This window comes from Streptomyces natalensis ATCC 27448 (assembly GCF_000935125.1).
Taxonomy (GTDB): Bacteria; Actinomycetota; Actinomycetes; order Streptomycetales; family Streptomycetaceae; genus Streptomyces; species Streptomyces natalensis.
Genome location: NZ_JRKI01000016.1, coordinates 20,070 through 43,000, shown reverse-complemented (window position 1 = coordinate 43,000; position 22,931 = coordinate 20,070). Strand labels below are relative to the sequence as shown.

The following is a 22,931-nucleotide window of genomic DNA, read 5'->3' as shown; positions in this document are numbered from 1 at the left end:
AGTAAAGAATGGGCAAAGTGCCCCCAATGGTGCAGGTCGCGAAGGGTCCGCTCCGCGCACGCGGAGATGGTCCATACGAGTTCAGGGTCAGGCAGCCCGCGCGGTCGTCCGCTCCGCGCACGCGGAGATGGTCCGGACAGCACGGGCGCCACGGTCTACGTGACCGTGTCCGCTCCGCGCACGCGGAGATGGTCCGAACGCCGCCGAGACCGCGTGGAGGGCAGACGGGTCCGCTCCGCGCACGCGGAGATGGTCCGCGGCGCATCCCGGCGATGGGCGCCGCGCTCATGTCCGCTCCGCGCACGCGGAGATGTTCCGGACACGTTCGCCGGGCCCTCCGGCTCGCCGCTGTCCGCTCCGCGCGCGCGGAGATGTTCCGTTGCCGGCCAGCCCCTTCTTCAACTGTGCGAGGTCCGCTCCGCGCACGCGGAGATGTTCCGGACACGTTCGCCGGGCCCTCCGGCTCGCCGCTGTCCGCTCCGCGCGCGCGGAGATGTTCCGGACACGTTCGCCGGGCCCTCCGGCTCGCCGCTGTCCGCTCCGCGCGCGCGGAGATGTTCCGGACACGTTCGCCGGGCCCTCCGGCTCGCCGCTGTCCGCTCCGCGCGCGCGGAGATGTTCCGGACACGTTCGCCGGGCCCTCCGGCTCGCCGCTGTCCGCTCCGCGCGCGCGAAGAGGTTCCGTTGCCGGCCAGCCCCTTCTTCACCTGTGCGAGGTCCGCTCCGCGCACGCGGAGATGTTCCGCCCGACGGGTGCATGCCGCAGCTCCCCGTCGAGTCCGCTCCGCGCACGCGGAGGTGTTCCGCTCACCACCAACGGCATCTGGGGCTTCGAGAGGTCCGCTCCGCGCACGCGGAGATGTTCCGCCCAACGCCCAGACCATGGGGGACGGCATTGTGTCCGCTCCGCGCACGCGGAGATGTTCCGTGCCGGCCACCGAGACTGATGGCGTATCCGTGGCCCGCTCCGCGCACGCGGAGATGTTCCGGTGTTGGCGTTGGCCAGCGCCATGATGGCCTTGTCCGCTCCGCGTACGCGGAGATGTTCCGGTCACGGTGAACGACTCCGGCCGCTCGACTGGGTCCGCTCCGCGTATGCGGAGATGTTCCATAGACCTCTCGCAGGGCGGCGGCGGCCACTTCGTCCGGTCCGCTTCTGCGGAGGTGCTCCGTACCAGCCGTCATCTAGTTGGTAGGCGTGGCCGTTTGCTCCGCGTACGTGGAGATGCCCCAGGCGGGGCAGGCAAATCCACCATGCTCGCGCAGCCGGCTCCGCGTCCGCGGAGATGCTTCGATGATGCCCCATTCAGACTTCGGCGCATGACGAGTACGTGTGCAGACGACCGGGGCCTCTCGTTACGAGAGGCCCCGGTCGCTTCGGAGGACAAGACCGCTAGCGCGCTACGCCGTGATTGTTTCCCGCCCAGCCGCCCCGCAGGTGCACGAACATGTGCACCCCTCAGCCATGCCAATGGCGGTTACGGGCTGCACGGCACGCCGCTCGATCGCCGTACGGATCGCTCGGGGAGCACGCGGCACGAGCTTGACCACCGCTTCCGCCGCCGCACGGGCCAGGTCGTCGAGGACGGACTGGTAAATGTCGCGGGTGATGCGTGTGTCGCTGTGTCCCAGTGTCTCGGATATGACCTTGATGTCGACGTCGGCCGCCAGCATGAGGGTCGCGGCGCCGTGGCGCAGGTCGTGGAGGCGGATCGGCGGCAGGCCGGCCTCGGCGACGAGGCGTTCGAAGAGGTCGGAGATCTTGCCTGGGTGGAGAAGAGAGCCGTCCTCCTCAGTGAAGATGCGGCCTGTGTCCTGCCACGCGTCATCCCAGGTTCGCTTCTCCTCATCCTGGGCGGCCTTGCGCAGCTCGATGAGGTCGACCGTCTCTTCGTCAAGCGCGATGGATCGGATGCCGCTGTTGGTCTTCGGGAGCCCCTCAAGGATCTCCCAGCCGTCCTGGACGAGCTGGGTGGCGATCTCCAGCGACCGCGATTTCTTCGAGTAGTCGATCCAGCGCGGAGCGCAGCCTTCACCGCGGCGCAGGCCACGGAAGGCGATCATCCGCCACATGGCCTCCAGACGGTCGCCGATGATGTGGTCCAGGAACTTGCCGGTCTGCTCCGGCGTCCAGACCATGACCGGGCTGGGCTTCTCGCCGGTGGCCAGCCAGTGCGCGACGCGCTCGTCGGTCCAGACGAGGGCCTTGGGCTTGGTACCGGGCTGCAGTTCGACGTGCTCGGCCGGGTTGTAGTTGGGGATGATCCGCTGGGCGATAGCGGTGTTGAGCGCCGCTCGCAGGGTGGCCTTGATGTGGTGCTGCGTGTTGACCGTGGTGACGCGGCGGAAGGGTGGCATCTGGTCGATGGCGGCCTTCAGCCACTTGCGGCGTGCTCGGTTTTCCGTCCCCTTCCACGGGATGGTCTTGAGTTCGTCCAGAGCGGCACGCCGCTGGGTGTTTTGCTCCTGGATTTCGATGTTCGCTTCGTTGATGGCATCGAACATGCGGTCCAGGTGGGGGACGTTGACCTTGTCCAGGTGTATCTCGCCCAGGTGGGGCTTGAGATGGACGCGGACGTCGCACTCGTACCGCTTGTGGCCGCCCACACGGAGGCGCTTCTTGCCGGCGAGCCAGAGGCCGAGCCACTCGGCCACCGACATCTTCGAGTTCAGCGCCTGACCTGCCGACAGCCGCCGACGCGTTTCGTCGTAGTCCGGCAGCGGTTCCTTCTTCTTGGCGCAGTCCTCCAGCATGTCGCTGATCGCCAGATGCCCCGCTTGGTCGTCCTCATCGGGTATGGCGAGCAGCGCGCGGACCTTGCCCAGTTCCTTGGTGGCGTCGGTCGAGGATTCGAAACCGCTGCGCCGGAACTCCCACCGAGTGCCGTCGGATCGATTGACGAGTTCGTGGCGTATGGACCAGTTGCCATGGCGGCGATTGGCAAGTTTGGGGCATGCCTTGCCGTTGTTCTTGCCCGTCGTGGGGTTGCGGCAGGAACAGCGGCGGGTGACCGTGCCGCCGTAGGTGGTGCTGGCCAAGGCTAGTCCTCGGGATCGGGCTCGTCGACGAAGGAGAGTTCGTTGGGGAGGGCCGGTGGGGCGAGGCCGCGCTGCTGCATCGTGAGGCGGAACTCCCGGAGCTCTCTGCAGTCGTCGAAGGCGAGCTGTTCGTACGCGCCCGCGGCTTCGAGCAGAGCCTCACGGCGGCCGGAGTCGAGGGTGGTGCTGGCCTTCCGACGGCGCTCCTTGGCCAAGCGGGTCGAAGCCAGGGCCGTTGCCACGGCGTCGCTGTGGGCGCGGAAGGTGTCCAGCACGCCGCGGGCGGAGTCCTCGGGCGCGGGCCTCTCCAGCCGTGTCTCGCCGGTGAACCAGGCCACAGCATCCCAGGTCGAGACCTCCCGGTCTGGAAGCACTTCGACGGAGGCTTCCAGACCGAGGGGAAATAGCAGGTTGACCGGCGGGACCTTGTAGACCTCGGCCAGGACGAGGAATTCCGCGAGGTCGATCGAGCTGCGGCGCCCGGTCTCCAAGTTCGTGATCGTCGTCTTCGGGACCGCCAGGCCCAGAGCCGCGCATGCCTCGGCCGACTCCGTGACGGTGAGGCCGGCGGCCTTGCGCGCACGGCGCATCTGCTCGGCGACGCGGGCGGTGAAGGTCGGTGACCACTCCCTGTTTGTCATGGTGACAACTTACGCCAGGAAAATGTGTTGTAGCAACATTCGTGGTAGACAGTTCGCCGTCAGGGCAACTTTTGTTGATCGGAATACATCATGACTACACGCAAAGCTGCGCGAGGGATGACCTACGAAGAGCTGCTCGCGCTGCCGGCTGCCGGCTGCCGTCGACCTCGACACAGCCAACAAGGCGCTGACGATCGGCCGGAGCACCGGATACGCCTTGGCGAAGAGGGACGAGTATCCGGTCACCGTCCTCAAGCTCGGGAACGCGTACCGCGTGGTCACTGCGGAGCTGCACCGGCTCCTCGGCGTACAGCCGGAGGAGGCGGTCGGGTGCAGTGCCCCTTCCACGTAGCCGTCGGGGACGTTGCCCCCTGGCCTGGATGCCGGATCGCGGAGTGCGGGGCTCGCGGAGGCGAACCCTTCCATGGGGTGGGCATGCCTGCGGAGGTTTGTGGGTGCCATGCTGCGACCTCGTGCCCGCGGCCGGGTCAGGACACCGCTTGGAACGGTGGGGTCGGCGCGAGGGGGACAGGGCGGAGCATCGGGCCTGTGAGATCAGCGGGTGCATTCAAGCCGTCCAGAAGCACGATGACGCGATCGATGTTCGTGAGCCGCCGCTGCCCAGACTCCAGCATCGACAGGAAAGCCTGGCTCAGCCCCGTCAGGAGCGCCATGTCCTCCTGACGGAGATGCCCGCGTTCTCGCACGAGCTGGCATAGCCTGCCGAAGTCCCGCTGAACTAAGGCGTCTTTGACGTCCTCGTACGTCCAGACCTGGGTCGGGACGAAGGGGCATGTTGTCTGTGCCACCGTCCCACTGCGGTTACAAACGGAACAGACGGTTTCGCTGTTATACCGGCTCAAGCGGCACCGGCAGGCGGTACACCGGCGACCGCCCCACGCAGCAGCTACCTCGGTGGTTCGCTGTCTTGACACTGTGATCGTCTCCCTCGCCGAGTGATCAACCTTGGCTCCGGCAAGTACTCCGCCGGGGTGGGGCCCATCACATCTGCGTTCGGTGCCGCGGAGTATCACTGGTGCTTGGCCAAGCCGCTCATCATCGGGCGACGTGACTTTTCAACATCCGCTTACACATGCGTTCGCGCGGGGCAGACTTAGTGTCCCGATCATGGTGAGTAACGGGCAGGCGGTAGCAGTCATGGCGAAGAGCCGTGCGGGGTGGCAACCGGGCCAGCTTCGCTCCATGCGCGAAGCACATGGCCTGACGCTTGAGGGTGCCGGTGAGCGGCTACGTGAGGTGGCGCGCGCTGCCGGACTCACCGTGCCGGCGGCGAACTTCCAGACCTTGTGGCAGCACGAGCAGGGTGAGGTGTATCCCGGCCCGCATTACCGCCGGGCCTACTGCCTTCTGTACCGGGCCACCGAGCCTGAGTTGGGGTTCCGGAAGGCGTTGCCGGGTGAGCAGACTCAGCTCCGGCTCACGCCCTCGAAGGTGGAGCCGCTCGGCGACCATGTGCTGGCTGTTGAGCGCGCGGTGCTGCAGATCGCTCCGGGTAATGCCGACAGCAACGGTCAGGAGGTCCAGCAGCGCATCATTGATGCGTGGAGACGCCGTCACACGGGCGGCGACCCGAATCAGCCCACGCTATTGATGGTGGGCGGCCTCGCCGGCAGTGGGAAGTCGGAGTTCTCACGGTTCATCTCGCGGCTCACCGGGTGGCCGGTCCTCGATAAAGATCCCATCACCCGTCCGCTTGTTGAGCGGCTGCTCGTTGAGATGGGAAGCGATCCAAACGACCGCCACTCCCCGGTATATCGGGAGAAGGTGCGGCCCTTGGAGTACCAGTGCTTGCTGGAGACCGCCTACGCCAATGTCGACTGTTCGATCAGCACTGTGCTCACCGCACCGTTCGTTGCTGAGGTGAGCGACGAGCGGTGGATGCGCCGGTTGATCAACCGGTGCGAGGCGCGGGGAGTGACGGTGGCGGTTATCTGGATCCAGTGTGACCTTGAGACCATGCACGAGTACATCAGCTTCCGCTCGGCAGCCCGCGACAGCTGGAAGTTGCAGAACTGGGATGAGTACGCGGCGACGATTGATCCGGAACTGCGGCCGGTCGTACCGCACTTGGTGGTCGACAACCGTCTCGGTACCGCGATATCCCTCACCGATCAGGTTCGGCAGGTCTTCGGGACGGTGTTCGCATGAGCCAGGGCATTCTGCTGTACGGTCCACCCGCATCCGGGAAGGACACCATCACCACGGCACTGTGCGACTTCAACGACGCCTATCGCGCGTTCATGCGTCTCAAGATTGGTAGTGGCCGTACTCGTGGCTACCGGATGGGGACCGCCGATGAGCTCGGAGAGCTTGAGGCACGCGGGGACGTGATCTACCGCAACGACAGGTACGGCAACATCTACCTCGTAGACCGTCCCGGCCTTGCCCAGGCTATGCAGGACGGGTGCATTCCCGTCCTGCATCTCGGGCAGATCGCAGGTATTGAGGCGGTGGTGGAGAAATTCCCCGCCTCGTGGACCAGCGTGCTCCTGTGGTGTTCGCGGGAGAGTACCGCGGACCGCTCCAAGGGGCGCGGTGACAGCGATACCGAGGCCCGCCTCTCCGCCTGGGACGCGACGGCCCACGACATCGAGACCAGCACAGATTTCGCTTGGGACCTACGGCTCGATACCGACGCCATCTCGCCTGCGGAGGCGGCGCACGAGATCGACCTGCTGATTCGCCGCGCCATCTGACCGCGGGCGAACCGCGCGGACCCGGCTACGGTTCGTCATGCCCCTCACGACCGTGGTCGACATGCAGGAGCGCGAGCGCCTCGGCGACGGTGAGTTCACGGTCTCGGGCGCTGGCCCACTGGTGAAGAACTCCGCTGGCTGCTCGCATCAGATCGTCCGGCAGCCTGGCCTCCCGCAGCAGAGCTGCTGCATCGTCCAGTTCAGGGCCCCAGCGCCAGGCACGGGAGGCAGTCTTGGGGATGTAGCCGGTCTCGGTCAGGTAGCTGCCGCCCCGTTTCCCAGCGATCTTGACGAGCTCGTCGGCAACGCCGTTCGCATCAGCGACGCCGTAGGCGAGCGCCGCCAGGATGCGGGAGACCTTCTGGTAACTCGAGTACGACAGCTTCAGCGCAGAGGCCGTACCCACCTCGGCACCCAGCACATGAGGTTTCACGTCACTCACGGCGAACAGGGACGCGACCCGAGAGCAGCCGTCAGGGGCTCCGGACAGATACAACGTGGGCTGCTTGCCACCCACCGGCGGGGAGCCGACCACGGCGCCATCGATGACCACGGCGCCAGGAAGAAGCCCTGAGACCTCCCTGACGCGATGCGGCGTGATCGCGTTGGCCTCGATATACAACCCGCCGTCGAGGCCACAGGCCGCCACCTGCTGCGCGACATCCACTGCAGCGGCAGGCGGACACAGAGACAGCAGCACATCGGCACGCGCCACGAGCTGCGCAAGATTCTGTACGCCTTCGAGGCCGGCATCCTCGGCCCGTGCCCGGGACCGGCTTCTGCGGCCGTCCATGCACCACAGCACCCGCACGTTGCGCCGTCGCAACTGGGCGCCGAAGGCGGCGCCCATGCTGCCGGGATGCAGCAGTCCAACCGTGATCGCTTCAGAGTTCACGACGAGGTCCTCTCAGCTCACGGTGGTGAGCAGCAGATTGATCGCTTGGCATACATCAGTGGTGGCGTGGTCCGGCTCCGTGTCGTCCCCGGGCCAGGACCTGCCGCCGCTGATCCAGATGGTGCGTAGTCCGGCCGCTCTGCCGCCGCGGATATCGGTGTCCACGCCGTCGCCGATCATCCAGCCGCCGAGTGCGAGGTCGGCTCCGCATGAGGCGGCCGCCTTCTCAAAGATCGCTACCTCCGGCTTACGCACTCCGGCTGCCTCAGAGGCGCACACCGCATCAACGTGATCGGCGATCCCTGACATGGCCGCTTTCTCGGTCTGGATCTCATTCGCGCCGTTCGTGGCGACGGCGATTTTCCAGCCGGTACGTCGGAGCGTGGACAGGCCCTCAAGCACATCAGCAGGGCAGCTGACTGAGCGAGCCATGTATGCGCAGTAGTCACGCCACAACGCCTCGGCCGAAGGGGCAAGGCCGTACTGCGCACGGATCGTCTCGAAGGCCGAGGGGTAGGCACGTGCATGCACCACCTGGAGCAGATCCGCTCGGTCGTGATCATTCAGGGCGTACTGCGAGGAGAATGCCGAGACCCAGTCCGTCAGGGGACCTTGGCGGTCAACAAGGGTGTTGTCAAGATCGAAGATCGCCAACCGCTGCATGGAAGCAGACCTTACGGGACCGTGAGTTGTCCGGAACGCGCAGTTGGGCGCCATGATGACGAGGTCTCGTGCAGCGTGGGCTGACCGGCCGGCGGGCGCGTCGAAGACGTGGCGGACCCGATTCGCCAAGTCCTGCTCTATGCCGTGGCGTTCACAGCCTCGCTGCTCAGCCCTTCAGCGATCGGTTGGCGCGCAGGGCATGGGCATATCACAACGGTGATGTGATCGACTCGCGCCGATGAGCCACTCTTGCATCCACCCTCCGCTCGCGCTCACGGCTGTCTCCCATGACCGTCGGCAGGGGCTGATCCAACGAGGTACCGAAGGGGGATACCGCTGATGACGAATATGCCTGCTCAGCTGGATCTAGATACGGGCGAGCGGGATCCAGACCCGCGAACTGTAATGATTCAGGGTAAGTCCTGCCTCGACATGCAAAATGGGCAATGCGGGTGGTGCGAGGATGCTCTCGCCGGGATGCCGTTTCCCCGCTCGCCGGAGTTGCTGGAGCCGCTGAACCGGCTGCATGCGAACAACAGTCGGCAGTGGGACGCCGAAGATCGGGTGCGGCGAGCTGGGGACGGGGAGATTCCGGCCATCAAGCGGGAGATCGACGAACTCAACTGCCGTCGCCACGAACTCATCGAGCAGGTCGATCGAATCTTTGATGCGGTGTGGGGCGCGGACCAAGACGTGCCTCCCCTTACCGAGTCGATCGGCTCGGCGCTGGACCGCCTCTCGGTGGAGACGCTGCGGATCATGCATACCGAGCAACTCGTCGAGGATGACGCCGGCGCGGTGGAACGTGTCGCGATTCTGCGTCGTCAGCGTGACGATCTCGTGTGGTCTATCGCGGTCGCCTGTGAGGACCTTGCGTCCGGCCGACGGCGCACGCCCCGACCTGAACGCATGAAGCTCTACGGGAAGCCCGGACGATGAGCGCGGTCGTGTTGCTCTTCCAAGGCACTGGAGTCCGCGATGACAACTGATTGCTCCGGGTATGGGGATGATTTCGCAGACTGGCGCAACGGCCTGTTTCTGTGCCCCGATGGCGACAACGCGGACGTGCTTGTCGAGCTCATCCGCGGTGCACTCGATGAGGCGCTGAGCCATCAGGGTGCAGGGCCCGTGTATCCGCGCTGGGAGCAGGAAGACGGGCGCTCACTGGGTGGCGGACACCTGCCGGAGGGCCCCGTCGCCTCGGAGGCGGTTCTCAGTCAACTGCCGCGGTGGCTGGCTGGTTCGGTCAAGGTGCATCACCACATGTTCGCCAAGAACGTCGTTCCGCCGCCGTCGTTCGTCAACCTGGCGGCGCTATGCGCGGTGTCGTTGTTCATGCCGAACGGCGTCACCGGAGAGGACGCCGCGGAGACCCTTACCGCCGAGCTGTCCTGTGCCCAGGCGCTGGCGCGGCTGGCGGGATACGACCCGGATCAGGCAGGCGGTCTGTTCACGTTCGGCGGCACTGCGACCAACCTGTACGCGATCAACGTCGGCATCTCCAAGGCACAGCCCGACCATGCCGAGCGGGGGATCGAGCCTGGGATGGCCGTCGTCGGTTCCTGGCCGGCGCACTACTCGCAGAAGTCCGCGTGCGCGTGGCTTGGTATCGGCACCCGAAACTACATATCCGCTGCGTCGCTGCCCGACCAGACCACGGACCTGGAGTCGATGGAAGCGGCCTGCCGCGACGTGCTGGCACGCGGGCACCGACTTGCATGCATCATGGGCGCTGGCGGGACGACCTCCAATATGGCCGTCGATGACTTCGGCGAGATCGCTGCGATGCGGGATCGGCTGGCCGCGGAATATGGATTGGATTACACGCCCCACGTGCATGCGGACACGGTCATCGGGTGGGCTTATCTCTGCTTCATCGATTACGACCTGCATCGCAATCCCCTCGAATTCAGCCCGCCTGTGGTGGCGAAAATCTCACGGCTTGTGGAGCGCCTGAGAACAGTGCGGCACGCCGACTCGTTCGGAACCGATTTCCACAAGACCGGTTTCGCACCGTACACGTCCAGCATGATCATCATGCGAGACGGGCGGGACTTCTCGCGGCTACGTCGCGACGGCGGAGTCATGACTCCGCTGTTCCATGACAAGGACGCGTACAACCCTGGGACCTTCACGCTGGAAACTTCCAGGTCAGCGGCGAACATGGTCGCGACCTGGGTTGGCCTGCAGGCCCTAGGCAAGCAGGGAATGCGGAAACTTCTCGGTCACGCGCTTGAGACAGCCGAAGCCCTCCGACGCCACGTTGATGCCGTGGCAGCTGGCGATGTGACAGCCATCAACAAGCATTCGTACGGCCCGGATGTGTTCTTGCGCTGTTACCCGCCGGATGACCCTGCCGCTTCCGAGGAGGACTTCAGCGACACCAGCTCGGTGCGCCGAATAAACCAGTACACGTCTGACCTGTTCGCGTGGCTATCGCGTCAACGTGTACCGGAGGCCGAGCAGATCGCGTTGAGCAAGACCTCCGCGGCCTTCTACACGCCGGCTGGCGAGCCGGTCGTGGCTCTGCGGGTGTACTCCCTCAACCCGTACTTCTCCGATTCTCACGCCAGGGAGCTGGTCGCGCGCCTCCTCAAGGGCAAGCGACAGTTCGACGCCATTCATCCGGATACAGATGTGTACGAGGGGGCCCGGTGAACGGACCATCGATCAACGGACGAGAAGAGCTGCCGACGCACTTCTCCGCCGCCGACCTCCCTATCCGCGACTGCGTCGAGTTGACGGCTGGCCTGGCCTCCTACGCCCGGAGACACGGACTATCTCAAGTCGAGGTGAGCGGGCCACCGGCGATCGGTGAACTCATCGAGGAATTCGGATTCGATGAGGTGCGCTTTGTCGATGCCCACGGGAAGCCCGCTGCGGATATCCCGGCGGTTCCACGGACTTGGCGCTGCGGCCAACGTGGGCTGCGCTGCCTAAGCGAACAACTCGCGGACGCGGCAAGACTTCCGTCCGAGGCGGACAAGGCACCGCCGACGACGCTCCCCGGCGGGTCCGTGATGCGGTTCGCCCGGCACAATCGTCTCGGCGATGCCCTGGGCATCGTCACCGGCCTGGAGCACTACTGCCGCGACAACGCCATAGCATCAGTCGCCGTCACCGGTTCGCCCATCCTCGCCGAAGTTGTCGAGGTGTTTGCATGCGGGCGAGTGAGCTACGTCCCTTCGCCCAGCGAAGCGATCAGTGGCGACGCGATCTTCGCCCGGTCTTCATGGAGCCTCCCGTGGCTTGACCGGTTCAACCACGCCGTGACTGACACCTTCGGGGGACGAGTCCGCCACCGAGTGCCGCCGCTTCCCCTCCGTGCAGCTCCAACGCCCAGTGGCCAAGAAGACGTGGTGTATTGCCAGCTCGATGCGCGTTCCAGCACCCCGCTGCCGCGACAGTCGGCCCGACGGCTCCTGAGCCAGGTTGCAGCACACGGCGAAGTCCAGATCCTCGGCGGCCCTGACACCCAGGACTACCTCGGCGACGACCTGACCTACGTACGGGCAGACCTTCCCGAGATGGTCACCCGCCTCCTGTCATGCCGTCTTTTCGTGGGGTGCGACAGCGGCCTGGGCCACCTCGCGGGTTACCTCGGCGTCCCCGGCCTGATCGTCAGCACCGACGACTTCGAGACGACCTGGGCATTCTTCCGTGGCTACGCCAGCCTCAGCGTTATCCCGCTCGCGGCAACAGAATTGCTCCTGCCATGAAGCCCCCCACAGAGCAGGAAGCCCTGAAAGCGGCCAGTCGGTGCCTGCGCCAAGAGGCCGTGGCCGCCCGCCGAATCTCGATGGGCCGCAGCCACTTCGTGTTCACGGTGGGGCTGAAGTCCGGTGAGTCCGTGATTGCACGGATCACTCGACACGACCGCGCCGAGTGCTTCGCGGGATTCGCGTATTGGCGGCGCCAGCTCGCTCGGGTAGGAGTGCCCGTCCCCCGCGTACTGTCCATGGACCTCACCGGGACCGTACTGCCCTGGCCAATCATGCTCCTTGAGCAAGCCCCAGGGGATGATCTCTGCAACGTCTACGCCAACCTTAAGGCCGCGGAAAAGCACACCGTTGCCGACGACCTGCTCGACATCCGACACCGCATGAGCGGGCTTCCGCCCGGTCCCGGATACGGCGGCATCGCCAGCTACAGCGACCTGCGCTGCCACTCCCGCTGGTCGGACGTGCTCTGGGAGTACTTCACCGGCGCAATCGATCAGCTGACGCCCTCGCAGCGGCAGAGGCCGGCCATCGGAGAAATCCGCAGAACCATCCGCGAGCTACGCCCCGAGTTCGATCGCATCGATCCGTTGCCCTACCTGATCGACGCCACCCACCAGAACGTGCTGGTGGATGGCGGGAGAGTCACGGCGATCGTCGACCTCGACGAGCTCGGGTTCGGTGACGCCCTATACCCCCTCGGCGTCGCTCGCGCCGGCCTTTTGGCCCGTGGACCGGAGGCGGACTGCATCGAACGAGTTGCCGCGCCACTGTGCGTCGGCCCCATTCGGCAACGCATATTCGATCTGTACTCAGCGATCGCCAGCCTCAAAATGCTCTCCCCGAGTCCACTCAGCGTCAGCGGCCCGCCCTCGGCCGGCAGCCCGATCGCCACCCGGCTCTGGACCTTGCTCGATTTCTTCGCCGCCGCCGCGGCCCACAAGGAGTAACGCCATGCCCGGCACCGTCTTCGTGAGCCTCGACGACTTCACCCGCGAGGGCTTCACCAATGGCCTGTTCCTTCAAGTCCGCGAGCTACTGCAACGCGTCAAGCGCCGAGGGCACCCAGCCAGCCTCGCCTGCATCGCCCAACACAGGAATCCCGGAATCGAACGCAGAACCCGGACAGTCCAGGGTTGTACTGTCCACGAAGCTTTCATCGGTGCCCCGGGGTCAGCGAGCGCGTACCGGCAGGCGCTTCAAGATCTTCTGAAGGAGCTGGACCCCGACGTGATCCTGCTCAACTCCTGCGCGGTCCGGCTCAACGAAGCGCATCGTGCCGTGCTGGACGAATGCCTCGCGAGTGGTCGGCATGTAGCAGTGCTCGTGACCGACCAGCTTTACCCCACAAGCCATGACCACGCCGCCGACGAGGTCCGGGGTTACTACGATCTGATGCGGCAGGCCAGTGTGCACGCGGTCAGCCAGACGATCGCCGACGCCTTTCACAGCCAGACCGGCGTGCCGGCGCAGGTGCTCCCTAACCTCCTTCCCGAGCGACGAGTCAGCCCGACGCCCGTAGGCGCGGCGGGACGATCCCTGACATTGATCAACCACCACCCCATCAAGGGCCGGCGTGTCTGGGACGCACTCATTCGTCAGCGCCCCAGCGACGCATACCTGGTCGTGGAGACCTGGCCCGACGTCCCGCCGTACGCACCGCCCTCCGCGATCGTCCAAGTGGCCTCCTTCAGCCCGGACCCCACCGCGATTTACAACCGCACCAGGATCCTGCTCATACCGTCCCTCGGTCCGGAAGGTCTTCCACGAGTTGCGCTTGAAGCAATGGAGTCAGGAGTACCTGTCGTGGCTCACCGAATAGGCAGCCTGCCTGAGCTGGGGAATGCCGCGATGTTCGTCTCTCCGCCACCGATCGCCGGCTACGAGCTCGAAGGCAATGTGCTGTATCCCCTGGTTTCTCCCAACGACATCGAGCGGGCCGCACGGGATTTCGGGCAGATCATCGACGAGATCGATCATGATCCCGCGCTCCGTACCCGACTCGTGGCCGGCGGCAAAGCACTCGTGCGTGATTATCGTGATCACAGCGAGGCTGTGATCGGTCGACTACTCGACGTATGGTTGGGGACGGCGTGAACCAGGACGCTCCGGGTGTGCGGCGACCCGGTCACTGCACGTAAATGGCCGCTGACCAGTACAAACACGGATGGCAGCCTGGACCACTACACTGGCCGCCACACTGACACACGCGACTCTAGGAGACACAGGACCGTGACGGCCATCGTCGACGAGTTCCAGTGGCGCGGGCTGATCGCCCATGCCACTGACCAGGACGCACTGCGCAAGGCTCTCGCGGATGGTCCCGTCACGTTCTATTGCGGCTTTGACCCGACCGCGGCCAGCCTGCACGTGGGCCACCTCGTCCAGGTGCTCACCCTTCGCCGGCTCCAGCAGGCCGGGCACCGGCCGCTGGCACTCGTGGGCGGTGCGACCGGCCATATCGGTGACCCTCGACCGACCGCCGAGCGCACCCTGAACGACCCGGAGACCATCGCCCAGTGGGTGACCCGGCTGCGCGCGCAGATCGAGCCGTTCCTCTCCTTTGAGGGCGACAATGCGGCGACCATGGTCAACAACCTGGACTGGACCTCGGGCCTGACCGTGATCGGGTTCCTGCGGGACATCGGAAAGCACTTCCGGGTGAACAAGATGCTCACCAAGGACTCGGTCGCCCAGCGCCTGGCGTCCGACCAGGGCATTAGCTTCACGGAGTTCAGCTACCAGTTGCTCCAGGGTATGGACTTCCTGGAGCTGTACCGGCGGTACGGCTGCACCCTCCAGACAGGCGGCAGCGACCAGTGGGGCAACCTCACGGCCGGCCTGGATCTGATCCACCGCATGGAGCCGCACGCCGAGGTGCACGCGCTCGCGACGCCACTGTTGACGAAGGCGGACGGCACCAAGTTCGGCAAGACAGAGACCGGCACGCTGTGGCTTGACCCGGAGATGACCACTCCGTACGCGTTCTACCAGTTCTGGCTGAACACCGACGACCAGGACATCTCCCGATACATGCGCATCCTCTCCTTCAAGACCCGCGAGGAGCTTGAGGAGTTGGAGAAGGTGACCGAGGAGCGACCGCAAGCCCGTACCGCGCAGCGTGCGCTCGCCGAGGAGCTGACCACGCTGGTGCACGGCGCCGACCAGTGCGCCGCGGTGATCGCGGCGTCGAAGGCGCTCTTCGGACAGGGCAAGCTCGCCGACCTCGACGAGGCGACACTGGCCGCTGCGCTCTCCGAGCTCCCGAACACCAAGGTGAGCGAACTCGGCCTGGTGACCGATCTGTTCGCGGAGGTTGGCCTTGTGGCAAGCAAGTCGGCCGCCCGCCGCACCGTGAAAGAGGGCGGCGCCTATGTGAACAACGTGAAGGTGGCCTCCGAGGACACGGTGGCCACGGCTGACGAGCTGTTGCACGGACGCTGGCTGGTGCTTCGCCGGGGCAAGAAGAACCTGGCGGCGATCGAGGTCACCGGGGCCTGAAGCGGCCCGGGAGATGGAAGCTCAGCCGTGAGCCGGAGGAGTACCTCCGGCTCACGCACCCTGGCTACGGCTACCGTGAGCAAGCAGGCCCGTCGGCAATAACCCGCGGACCGGTCGTGAATGGCGTAGCGGCCGGTCCGATTGCCTGCGAGGCACTGCTGAAGTTCAGTGCGTAGGGGTGGCCAGCAGCTTGGGTAGGTCGCGCATATCGTCGAACAGGGTGGTGCCTGGGCCTTCCAGTCGCGTGGCCGGTGTGAGGCCGCCGCAGTAGCCGAAGGCCTGCATGCCGGCGGCACGTGCTGCCTGAACTCCGTACGCGCTGTCCTCGATCACCGCGCACCGCTCGGGCTCCGCGCCCATGGAGCGAGCAGCGTGCAGGAAGAGGTCGGGGGCAGGCTTGCCTCGGGGGACATCGTCTGCGCTGAAGATGCGCTCCTCGAAGTGGTCCCTCAGCGCGGCGATCTCCAGGTTTCTCCGGATGCCGGCGTGGTGTGTGTTCGATGCGACGCAGACGGGTGTGGTGAGGCTGCTCAGGGCTTCTGCGACGCCATCGACAGCGGTCAGTTCCGCGTCGAAGGCCGCCTGGTACAGATGCTCGTATTGCTGCAGCCAGTCCTTCTCCAGACGCCGTCCAAGCTGTTCCTCTACGGCGGCTGTGTAGACCTCGGTAGACGAGCCGACGAACTTCTCGATGATCTCTTCCTCGGTGAACGCGCATCCCAGGTCAGCCATGATCATCGCGTCAACTTTGACGCATATCCGCTCGCTGTCCACCAGTACGCCGTCACAATCGAAGATCACCAGCTCGACAGGGCTCTGCGTCATGATCGGCAGTGTAGACCCGCGGCGTATGGGCCTGACAGGACTGTCGCTCTCCAGACGAGGGGTGCCTGTTCAGGGTGTGACGGAAGCGATCGCAGCCACCAGCTGCTGTACGTTTTCCAGGCTGTCGAGAACAACATCGGCCCCCGCTTCCTTGAGGTCCTGTGCGGAGGTCTTGCCCGAGGGCACACCGAGAACCGAGGCGCCGCCCTCAAGGCCCGTGCGGACATCCTCAAGGGAGTCCCCGATGATCACCGTGTTCGAACGCGTGAAGGCCGTCCCGTGCTTGGCCTGCGCGCGTCCCTGTGCGATGCTCACGAGCGCGGGCCGATGGTCGTCGTCGGAGGCGAATCCGCCGATCTCGGTATCGAGGTAGCCGTCGAGGTCGAAGGCCGCGAGCTTTAGCAGCGCATTCGGCTTGAGATTCCCCGTGACGGCCGTCGGCACCAAGCGCGGGTGGTCGTGGACGGCTTGGAGCGCGGCCCTCGCGCCGGGCATGAGAACCCCTTGCTGCCGTAGGTCTTCGCTGTGGGCCGCGAGCCGTTTGGGCAGCAAGTCCACGATGCGCGGCAACAGGTCAGGGACGGCTGCCTCGGGCACGCCGTTGTCCAGGAGCAGCGATCGGATCGCGAGGGGCATGGTGACGCCCGTACCGCGAGCCGGCAAGTGTTCGGCTGGGCGGCCGACGACTTCGGCGAAGGCTTCGCGGTACACCTGACGATCGATGCCACCGACGTAGAGCAGCGTACGGTCAATGTCCCAGAGAACGAGGGTCTGTTGGTTGTCGGTCACGTGCGATTCCTCGCTCCCGTCACGGCGGCGGCACGGTCCAGTAGATCTTGAGCGTATGTGGCGTCTCTCACCGCTTCGAGGTCGCTGAGCATCGCCTCAACGTGCTCGTTGAGGCGCGCGGACTGGAGCTGCTCGGCCAGGTCGAGAGCCCGGTGCGCGGTGTCACACCCTGCTTCCGCGTCCCCTTGCCGAACGAGAGCAGACGCGGCCCGTGACAGAAACAGGGCCCGCGTGCGCTGGTCTGAGGGGTTGAGCGAGTCATGCGCGTGCGTGAAGCTCGTGACGGCTCTCTGCGGCTCACCCAGATCGAGGTAGCAGCTGCCGGCTTGGCCGTGGATCTCACCTTCGTTGATCCAGTACAACCAGTGGGGATCGCGTTCGGTACGTCCTTGAGCGCACAGTTCAGCTGCCTGACCTAGCGCGGTGAATACCTCCTGCCGTTCGCCGAGCTTTGCGTGCCCCCGGGCTTGCCGCGTCAGCAGCATTGCCTCCAGGGCCGGGGCACCGAGGTGCTTGATCTTCTCGCGAGCACCTCGCGCTGCGGTAACCGCATCGCGTGGTGCACCCGTGGAGTAGCCGTGGATGGCCAGGTAGGAGAGAGCTCCGACGCCGAGCCGCACGTCGCCGGATGCCTTTGCGGCGCGGAGTGCAGCGAACAGGTAGGTAGGGCTTCGGTCTCGATCTCCAGAGTCGAAGGTGAACCATCCTGTCTGGATGGCGGTGTCCGCGATGATCGCAGCGAGTCGCTGCCCCGTGTCCTTGTCGTAGGAAGCCTGCTCAACGAGTCGCTTGAGGAGTAGCAGATGAGCATTGCCGAGGTCGGCCAACGTGCCGCTGCCTGCGCTCGCGTCCATACTGCGCAGGTTGTCCGTGGTCCCCTGGAGGCTGTCGAGGAGCTCGTGCGTGAGCCGGCTGCCCTCCGCGGCGCGGACGAGCGGTTCCGCTTCGGCAGTGCTCCAGTGGTGCACGAAGGCGGTGAGCGCCAGGCCGCTCACCGCAAGGAACCGTCGGCGGTCCATCGCGCTCCCTCCAACTGCAGTGCCTAACGCCGTCACCATACGACTCGCCGTCCATGGCAAGGCCGGGTCGAGATCGCCGGAGTACAGGTCCCGGGAGGGACGGAGGGGGCGGGGAAGCGGGAGCGGGGCCAGTTCGGGGGGAACGCCGAGACCAGTGAGGAACTCGACGATCTTGTCGATGTTGGTGAGACGGCGATGCCCTGACTCAAGCATGGAGAGGAACGCCTGGCTCAGGCCCGTCAGATGGGCAATGTCGTCTTGACGCAGCGACCCCTGCTGGCGGATCAGACGGGTGGCCGTGCCGAAGTCCCAGGAAGCTAGGGCTTGTTGGATCTCTTGGTTGCGCCACACGCGTTCTGGAACGGAGAGGGCGTGTTGGTTCAGGGTGCGGGAGCGAACGCAGGCCGAGCACAGCGTCCCAGAGTTGTACTGGCTCAGTCGGCAGCCGCACTGTTCGCAGCCTCGCGGCGACTGCGCAAGCACCTATGCCTCCCCCTTGAAGAGATTTATGCGACCTCAACTTGCCCTGGCAAAACCGAAATCACTCAAGTGATATCACCTCGGAAATGTGTGCACCGGGCGTTTCCCCATCACTCTGGGACTCCCGCAGTGCACGGCGCTGGCGAACCGCCCGAGAGTGGATGATTCGGACGGACTCGTAGCCCTCCTGCTGTGGATCACCTGTTGTCCCTGAACTCGTCCACCGGAGTCGAAGGTGTCCTCGGTCCCGTACGTACGGATGGCACAGTCCCTGCCGCTGGATCGCCAGCGGAAGACGGCGTGGCGGCCCCTCCCGCGTTGTGGCAAGCGGATCTCCTCAGAGGTGGGCCCGTGATCGTTAGCTTCTCAGCCGTGGTGTTCCTGGGCGTGATCGTCTTTCTCCTGGTGAAGAAGGGCGGCCTGAACATGGGCCACGCCATCGTGTGCGTCCTGTTCGGCTTCTTCCTGGCAGGGAGCTCCGCAGCGCCGAGCATCAGGGACGGCGTGCAGGGCGCGGTTCAGCTGATCAAAGAGATCGACTTCTAGACCGGCCGTCGGGGCGCTGGTGAGGTTCTGGATCCCCTCCTTTTACCCCTGGGCCCTGACGGTCTTTCCACTTCCGGACGTGACGCGAGGACTCTTGATGAAGCCGATACCAACTGTGCCTCTGGGCCTGGCTGTGGGTACGGCCACCGCCGAGCGAGGGCGTCGTGAGTAGTCGTAAACCGGCTCTGGACCGGCATCCGGCCCGCGACGACGCTCAGTTACGGGTGGTGGTCGAGGACGCGGCGATGGGCCGCTGGGAAGGGGCCCGGGGTCTGCTGGCTGCAACGGGCGCAGACTGGGATCGGCGCATCTTCCGCCTTCAGGTCCTTGCCCGTGTCGGAGCGCGGCTGACATTTGCCGACACGTGGGCGCAAGCCGAACCGCAGTCGCCGCATGCTCTTGCCCTTCTGGCCCATGTGCTTGCTCTGCGGTCGATGGCCGGCGGTCGAGGACGGGGCCGCAGTGAGGCGATGGAACTGGCATGGGACGCCTGTGACGCAGCCGGCGACAGGATGCCGAGCGACCCCTCACCGTACGTGGTGATGCTCGCATTGACCCGCTTCCACTCGCCTCCCCAGAACCCCGAGTGGCGCGGGACGGTACGACAGCTGTGGCAGCAGGTGATCGAGCGCGACCCGTGGAACCGCGAGGCGCACCACGAACTCCTCACCTACTTGTTCCCCTCCTGGCACGGCACCGGCGGGGAGATGTTCCACTGGGTGCAGGAACGGTGCACTCACGCCCCGCGTGGCCTGCCGGCGCATGTCCTTCCCCTGGTCGCCCTCGCCGAGTCGCACCGGCAGCGGATGGAAGTGGAGGGGCACCGCTACGGACTGACCGTTCACCCCTGGACGGACAATCCGTCGACCTGGCAGGCGTGGGACAACTGGTGGTCCTACCGAGCCCCGAACCGTCCTCACGCCGCATTCCACGAGGACGCCAACTACCTCGCCCACGCACTGTCGTTCGCGAACCGGCACCGCGAAGCCGGAGAAGTCTTCGACGCCATCGGCCCGTACGCCACCGACGTGCCATGGAGCTATTGCGGAGACGCCCCAATGCTGTTCAACCGCCACCGCGCCTGGGCTGTCAAAGCCTCCGCGCCGTAGTCCGTACCGCCGGGACAGAGCCGGAGCCTCTGTTGCCGTCCCACCAGTTAGCGCCGACGAAGATGAAGGAATCATCCGAATGCCCCTGGATATACCAAGCGTTACGCCTTCGGAAGAAGAGCGCCTCGCCGAACTCGGCATCACCCAGACCCTGGACCGCTCGATGTCCGGGCGTCAGAACTTCGCCGTCTCGTTCACCATCATCAGCATCCTCTCCGGCTGCCTGACCATGTATGGCTTCGGCATGAACACCGGCGGACCTGCCCTGATCATGTGGGGATGGGCCATCGTTGGGCTGATGACGCTCTTCGTCGGGCTGGCCATGGCGGAAGTCTGCTCCAGCTACCCGACGAGCGCCGGCCTGTACTTCTGGGCCCACAAGCTCGCTCCCCGCGGGTCGGCGGCCGCCTGGGCATGGTTCACCGGCTGGTTCAACACCCTCGGCCAGATCGCCGTAACCGCGGGCGTCGACTTCGGCGCCGCCTCATTCCTCAACGCCTACCTGAACCTTCAGTTCGGCTACGCCGCCACCCCCGGGCACACCATCACGCTCTTCGGCATCATCCTGGTGCTGCACGCCCTCGTGAACACCCTCCGTGTGCGCATCGTGGGCTTCTTCAACACTGTCAGTGTCTGGTGGCACCTGATCGGCGTGGTAGTGATCGTCGGCGTGCTCCTGCTCGTCCCCGACCACCACCAGTCCCCGAAGTTCGTGTTCACCGAGTTCGTCAACAACACTGGCTGGGGCTCTGCCGTCTACGTCGGCTTGATCGGCTTGCTGATGGCCCAGTACACCTTCACCGGGTACGACGCCTCCGCCCACATGACGGAGGAGACGAAGAACGCCTCAGTGGAGGGACCGAAGGGCATCGTCCGCTCCATTCTTGTCTCCTGGGCGGCCGGTTTTGTCCTGTTGTTCGGCCTGACATTCGCCATCCAGTCCTACACCGGCGCACTGGAGTCGAAGACGGGGGTGCCGCCGGCGCAGATCTTCATGGATGCTCTGGGCGAGAGCGCGGGCAAGACGATGTTGCTTATCGTGATCGGCGCCCAGCTGTTCTGCGGCATGGCATCGGTTACGGCCAACTCCCGGATGATCTACGCCTTCTCGCGCGACGGTGCCCTGCCCTTCTCCAAGGTGTGGCACAAGCTGCACCCGGGGACTCGCACCCCGACCAACGCGGTCTGGCTCGCCGCCGGCGGCGCCTTCGTCCTCGGCCTGCCCTACCTGTTCAACACGACCGCGTACGCCGCGGTCACCTCCATCGCGACGATCGGCCTCTACATCGCCTACGTCATCCCGACGCTGCTGCGACTGCGTCAGGGGGAATCCTTCCACCGCGGCCCGTGGCACCTGGGCCGCTGGTCCAAGCCCGTAGGCGTCCTCGCGGTGACCTGGGTCGTAGTGATCACCGTGCTGTTCATGCTGCCGCAGGCCGCCCCGGTGACCATCGAGACATTCAACTACGCGCCCATCGCGGTCGGTGTCGTGCTCGCCTTCTCCGGCACATGGTGGCTTGCCACCGCCAGAAGGTGGTTTCTCAACCCGACCCACCCGAAGAACAGCACTCCGCCGCTGCCCGCCTCACAGGGAGCGACACGTTAGCCGGCACGTTGATCCACCTCCCGTAGGTGGAAGACGGCGGGGCGGCGGCGTGGCACCGCTGCCGCCCCGGCAATGCCTCGGCTGCCCGTTCGGGAGGCTGAAGAGGCAACGGCGACCCGGACGACCCCGTGCGACAGCTGATTCCAGCGGCGCCATACGGGTCGTGTTGTGAACAGAAAGGTGCACCACCGTGAAGCCCCTTCCCACCGCGGACCGCAGCCTGCTGTCCACGGTGACCGACACCCTGCGGGCCGAGCGCCCCCACCCCACTACCGCATGGTGACGCACATGCACGACGAGACCGTGCGCGGCGACGAGCTCCTCGTCAAGATCCTCTCCGATCGGTACGGCGTCGAAGTGGGCTCCGCTGAACTTGTGCCGATCGGCACTGAGACCATCAACCGGCGCGTCACCCTCTCCGACTCTCGCCGGATCTTCGTCAAGCAGTACCTCTCGTCCGCCGACCTACGGCAAGCCAAGACCGCGTGGACCATGTCGGAGTTCTGTCGCACCGCTCACGTCCCCGCCCCACCAGTCTGGTCCAACCAGGATGGAGAGATCCTCACCCGCGTTGACGGCACCGCCTGGGTGGTGACCGACGAGATGACCGGCCGTGTCGCGACCGAGCCTATGACCGTACCGCGCGCCCAGTACATCGGTCTGGTACTCGGCCGCATGCACTTTGTCCTGGCCTCGTATCCACGGCCGGCGCGCATCCGTCAAACCAGATGGCGGTCCGCGCCCGTCGACACCGCACTCGCGGCGACCGAGGCCGTCCTGGCTCGCGCGACCGCGCACCACGATCCGCGGCTTTGCCAGTTGCGTGAGGAGCTGGAACAGCGGCGAGACGACCTGCACACCCATGTGCCTCGCCTCCGTAGCGGCTTGCCCGACCAGCTTGTGGTCCAGGCCGGGCACGCCGACTTCACGCGCACGAACCTCCTGGCTCAGGAAGACGTGATCACTGCGGTCCTGGACTTCCAAGGAGAGGCATGCCTGCCAGCATGGGAGTTGGGGCGCGCAGCATTCGACCCGCGGACTGTGGCGAACAGCCCGTCCTGGCGGCAGAGAGCCATCCGCCTGGTAGGCGCCTACCTATTTGAGAACCCGCGACTGCCCTATGCCGACGTACGGGCCTGCGCCCGCGTCACTCTGCTATATCTGCTGTTCAGCATGTACGGGGCCACCACAGCCGAATATGGGCTGCCTGTGTCGGCGGAGGCCGACCTGCGGCGTCACTGGTTCGAACGGCAAGTCACCATCCGACGACTCCTCGATGAACTCGACGACATCGAAGCGGCGCTCGCAGCGATCAGGCCGGGTAGCTGGGGCCAGGCATGACCAGCGTGGGTCCTGGATCTTCCGCCTCCCGCGGAGGCACC

At 65.8% G+C, this 22,931-nt stretch carries 20 protein-coding genes and 1 CRISPR repeat array; of the genes, 12 read left to right on the top strand and 8 right to left on the bottom strand.

Annotation, left to right across the window (positions count from 1 at the left end; genetic code table 11):
- Positions 1-45: 45 nt before the first annotated feature.
- A CRISPR array of direct repeats spans positions 46-1,111; the repeat unit is 29 nt; unit sequence GTCCGCTCCGCGCACGCGGAGATGGTCCG.
- A gap of 290 nt (positions 1,112-1,401) precedes the next feature.
- From SNA_RS11190 to SNA_RS43740, 3 genes are all read right to left on the bottom strand, one after another.
- Positions 1,402-3,039 (bottom strand): site-specific integrase, encoded by a 1,638-nt coding sequence (locus SNA_RS11190; RefSeq protein ID WP_030063890.1) that lies wholly within the window; start codon positions 3,037-3,039, stop codon positions 1,402-1,404.
- 2 nt (positions 3,040-3,041) lie between these two features.
- A complete protein-coding gene (locus tag SNA_RS11185) occupies positions 3,042-3,680 on the bottom strand; it encodes a helix-turn-helix domain-containing protein (protein ID WP_030063892.1) in 639 nt (212 codons plus the stop codon).
- A gap of 488 nt (positions 3,681-4,168) precedes the next feature.
- Positions 4,169-4,489: a helix-turn-helix domain-containing protein gene (locus SNA_RS43740; RefSeq protein WP_107070870.1), complete on the bottom strand. Its 321-nt coding sequence runs from the start codon at positions 4,487-4,489 to the stop codon at positions 4,169-4,171.
- Positions 4,490-4,838: 349 nt separating this feature from the next.
- Between SNA_RS43740 and SNA_RS11170 the strand changes: the two genes are divergently transcribed.
- Both SNA_RS11170 and SNA_RS11165 read left to right on the top strand, forming a co-directional pair.
- Positions 4,839-5,849: an AAA family ATPase gene (locus SNA_RS11170; RefSeq protein WP_030063897.1), complete on the top strand. Its 1,011-nt coding sequence runs from the start codon at positions 4,839-4,841 to the stop codon at positions 5,847-5,849.
- A complete protein-coding gene (locus SNA_RS11165; RefSeq protein WP_044364598.1) occupies positions 5,846-6,397 on the top strand; it encodes a guanylate kinase in 552 nt (183 codons plus the stop codon). Before SNA_RS11170 ends, SNA_RS11165 begins: the two co-directional genes overlap by 4 nt.
- A 25-nt stretch (positions 6,398-6,422) precedes the next feature.
- Here SNA_RS11165 and SNA_RS11160 read toward each other — a convergent pair whose 3' ends face one another.
- Together SNA_RS11160 and SNA_RS11155 are read right to left on the bottom strand one after the other, a co-directional pair.
- Positions 6,423-7,292, bottom strand: coding sequence for an NAD(P)-dependent oxidoreductase (locus tag SNA_RS11160; RefSeq protein WP_241779610.1), 870 nt, complete (start codon positions 7,290-7,292; stop codon positions 6,423-6,425).
- A 12-nt stretch (positions 7,293-7,304) separates the two neighbouring features.
- Complete coding sequence (locus SNA_RS11155) at positions 7,305-7,955, bottom strand: HAD family hydrolase (protein ID WP_030063903.1); 651 nt, start codon at positions 7,953-7,955, stop codon at positions 7,305-7,307.
- A gap of 477 nt (positions 7,956-8,432) precedes the next feature.
- On the opposite strand from SNA_RS11155, the gene SNA_RS11150 reads away from it, so the two are divergent.
- From SNA_RS11150 to tyrS, 6 genes are all read left to right on the top strand, one after another.
- Complete coding sequence (locus tag SNA_RS11150) at positions 8,433-8,894, top strand: DUF4254 domain-containing protein (protein ID WP_051877134.1); 462 nt, start codon at positions 8,433-8,435, stop codon at positions 8,892-8,894.
- 39 nt (positions 8,895-8,933) lie between these two features.
- Positions 8,934-10,613, top strand: coding sequence for a pyridoxal phosphate-dependent decarboxylase family protein (locus SNA_RS11145; protein ID WP_030063906.1), 1,680 nt, complete (start codon positions 8,934-8,936; stop codon positions 10,611-10,613).
- Positions 10,610-11,674, top strand: coding sequence for a glycosyltransferase family protein (locus SNA_RS42190; protein ID WP_157879886.1), 1,065 nt, complete (start codon positions 10,610-10,612; stop codon positions 11,672-11,674). Before SNA_RS11145 ends, SNA_RS42190 begins: the two co-directional genes overlap by 4 nt.
- On the top strand, positions 11,671-12,624 hold the full coding sequence (locus SNA_RS11135) for a phosphotransferase family protein (protein ID WP_030063909.1): 954 nt from the start codon (positions 11,671-11,673) through the stop codon (positions 12,622-12,624). Before SNA_RS42190 ends, SNA_RS11135 begins: the two co-directional genes overlap by 4 nt.
- Positions 12,625-12,628: 4 nt before the next feature.
- Complete coding sequence (locus tag SNA_RS11130) at positions 12,629-13,771, top strand: glycosyltransferase (RefSeq protein WP_030063910.1); 1,143 nt, start codon at positions 12,629-12,631, stop codon at positions 13,769-13,771.
- Between the two features lie 135 nt (positions 13,772-13,906).
- Positions 13,907-15,175, top strand: coding sequence for a tyrosine--tRNA ligase (tyrS, locus tag SNA_RS11125; RefSeq protein WP_030063911.1), 1,269 nt, complete (start codon positions 13,907-13,909; stop codon positions 15,173-15,175).
- Between the two features lie 165 nt (positions 15,176-15,340).
- On the opposite strand, the gene SNA_RS11120 is transcribed toward tyrS, so the two are convergent.
- The 3 genes from SNA_RS11120 to SNA_RS11110 all read right to left on the bottom strand — a co-directional run bounded on the left by SNA_RS11120 (position 15,341) and on the right by SNA_RS11110 (position 18,291).
- Positions 15,341-16,000 (bottom strand): HAD family hydrolase, encoded by a 660-nt coding sequence (locus tag SNA_RS11120; RefSeq protein ID WP_030063912.1) that lies wholly within the window; start codon positions 15,998-16,000, stop codon positions 15,341-15,343.
- Between the two features lie 69 nt (positions 16,001-16,069).
- Positions 16,070-16,789, bottom strand: a complete 720-nt coding sequence (locus SNA_RS11115; protein ID WP_030063913.1) for an HAD family hydrolase — start codon at positions 16,787-16,789, stop codon at positions 16,070-16,072.
- The gene (locus SNA_RS11110; protein WP_037788712.1) at positions 16,786-18,291 is read right to left on the bottom strand and encodes a helix-turn-helix domain-containing protein; all 1,506 of its coding nucleotides are present in this window, start codon (positions 18,289-18,291) and stop codon (positions 16,786-16,788) included. The genes SNA_RS11115 and SNA_RS11110 overlap by 4 nt, the downstream gene beginning before the upstream one ends.
- A 348-nt stretch (positions 18,292-18,639) precedes the next feature.
- On the opposite strand from SNA_RS11110, the gene SNA_RS11105 reads away from it, so the two are divergent.
- The 4 genes from SNA_RS11105 to SNA_RS11090 all read left to right on the top strand — a co-directional run bounded on the left by SNA_RS11105 (position 18,640) and on the right by SNA_RS11090 (position 22,890).
- Positions 18,640-18,834: a hypothetical protein gene (locus tag SNA_RS11105; protein WP_030063915.1), complete on the top strand. Its 195-nt coding sequence runs from the start codon at positions 18,640-18,642 to the stop codon at positions 18,832-18,834.
- Positions 18,835-19,376: 542 nt separating this feature from the next.
- Positions 19,377-19,943 (top strand): hypothetical protein, encoded by a 567-nt coding sequence (locus SNA_RS11100; protein WP_241779609.1) that lies wholly within the window; start codon positions 19,377-19,379, stop codon positions 19,941-19,943.
- A 79-nt stretch (positions 19,944-20,022) separates the two neighbouring features.
- Positions 20,023-21,549, top strand: coding sequence for an amino acid permease (locus tag SNA_RS11095; protein ID WP_030063917.1), 1,527 nt, complete (start codon positions 20,023-20,025; stop codon positions 21,547-21,549).
- 288 nt (positions 21,550-21,837) lie between these two features.
- Complete coding sequence (locus tag SNA_RS11090) at positions 21,838-22,890, top strand: phosphotransferase enzyme family protein (protein WP_044364611.1); 1,053 nt, start codon at positions 21,838-21,840, stop codon at positions 22,888-22,890.
- Positions 22,891-22,931 lie beyond the last annotated feature (41 nt).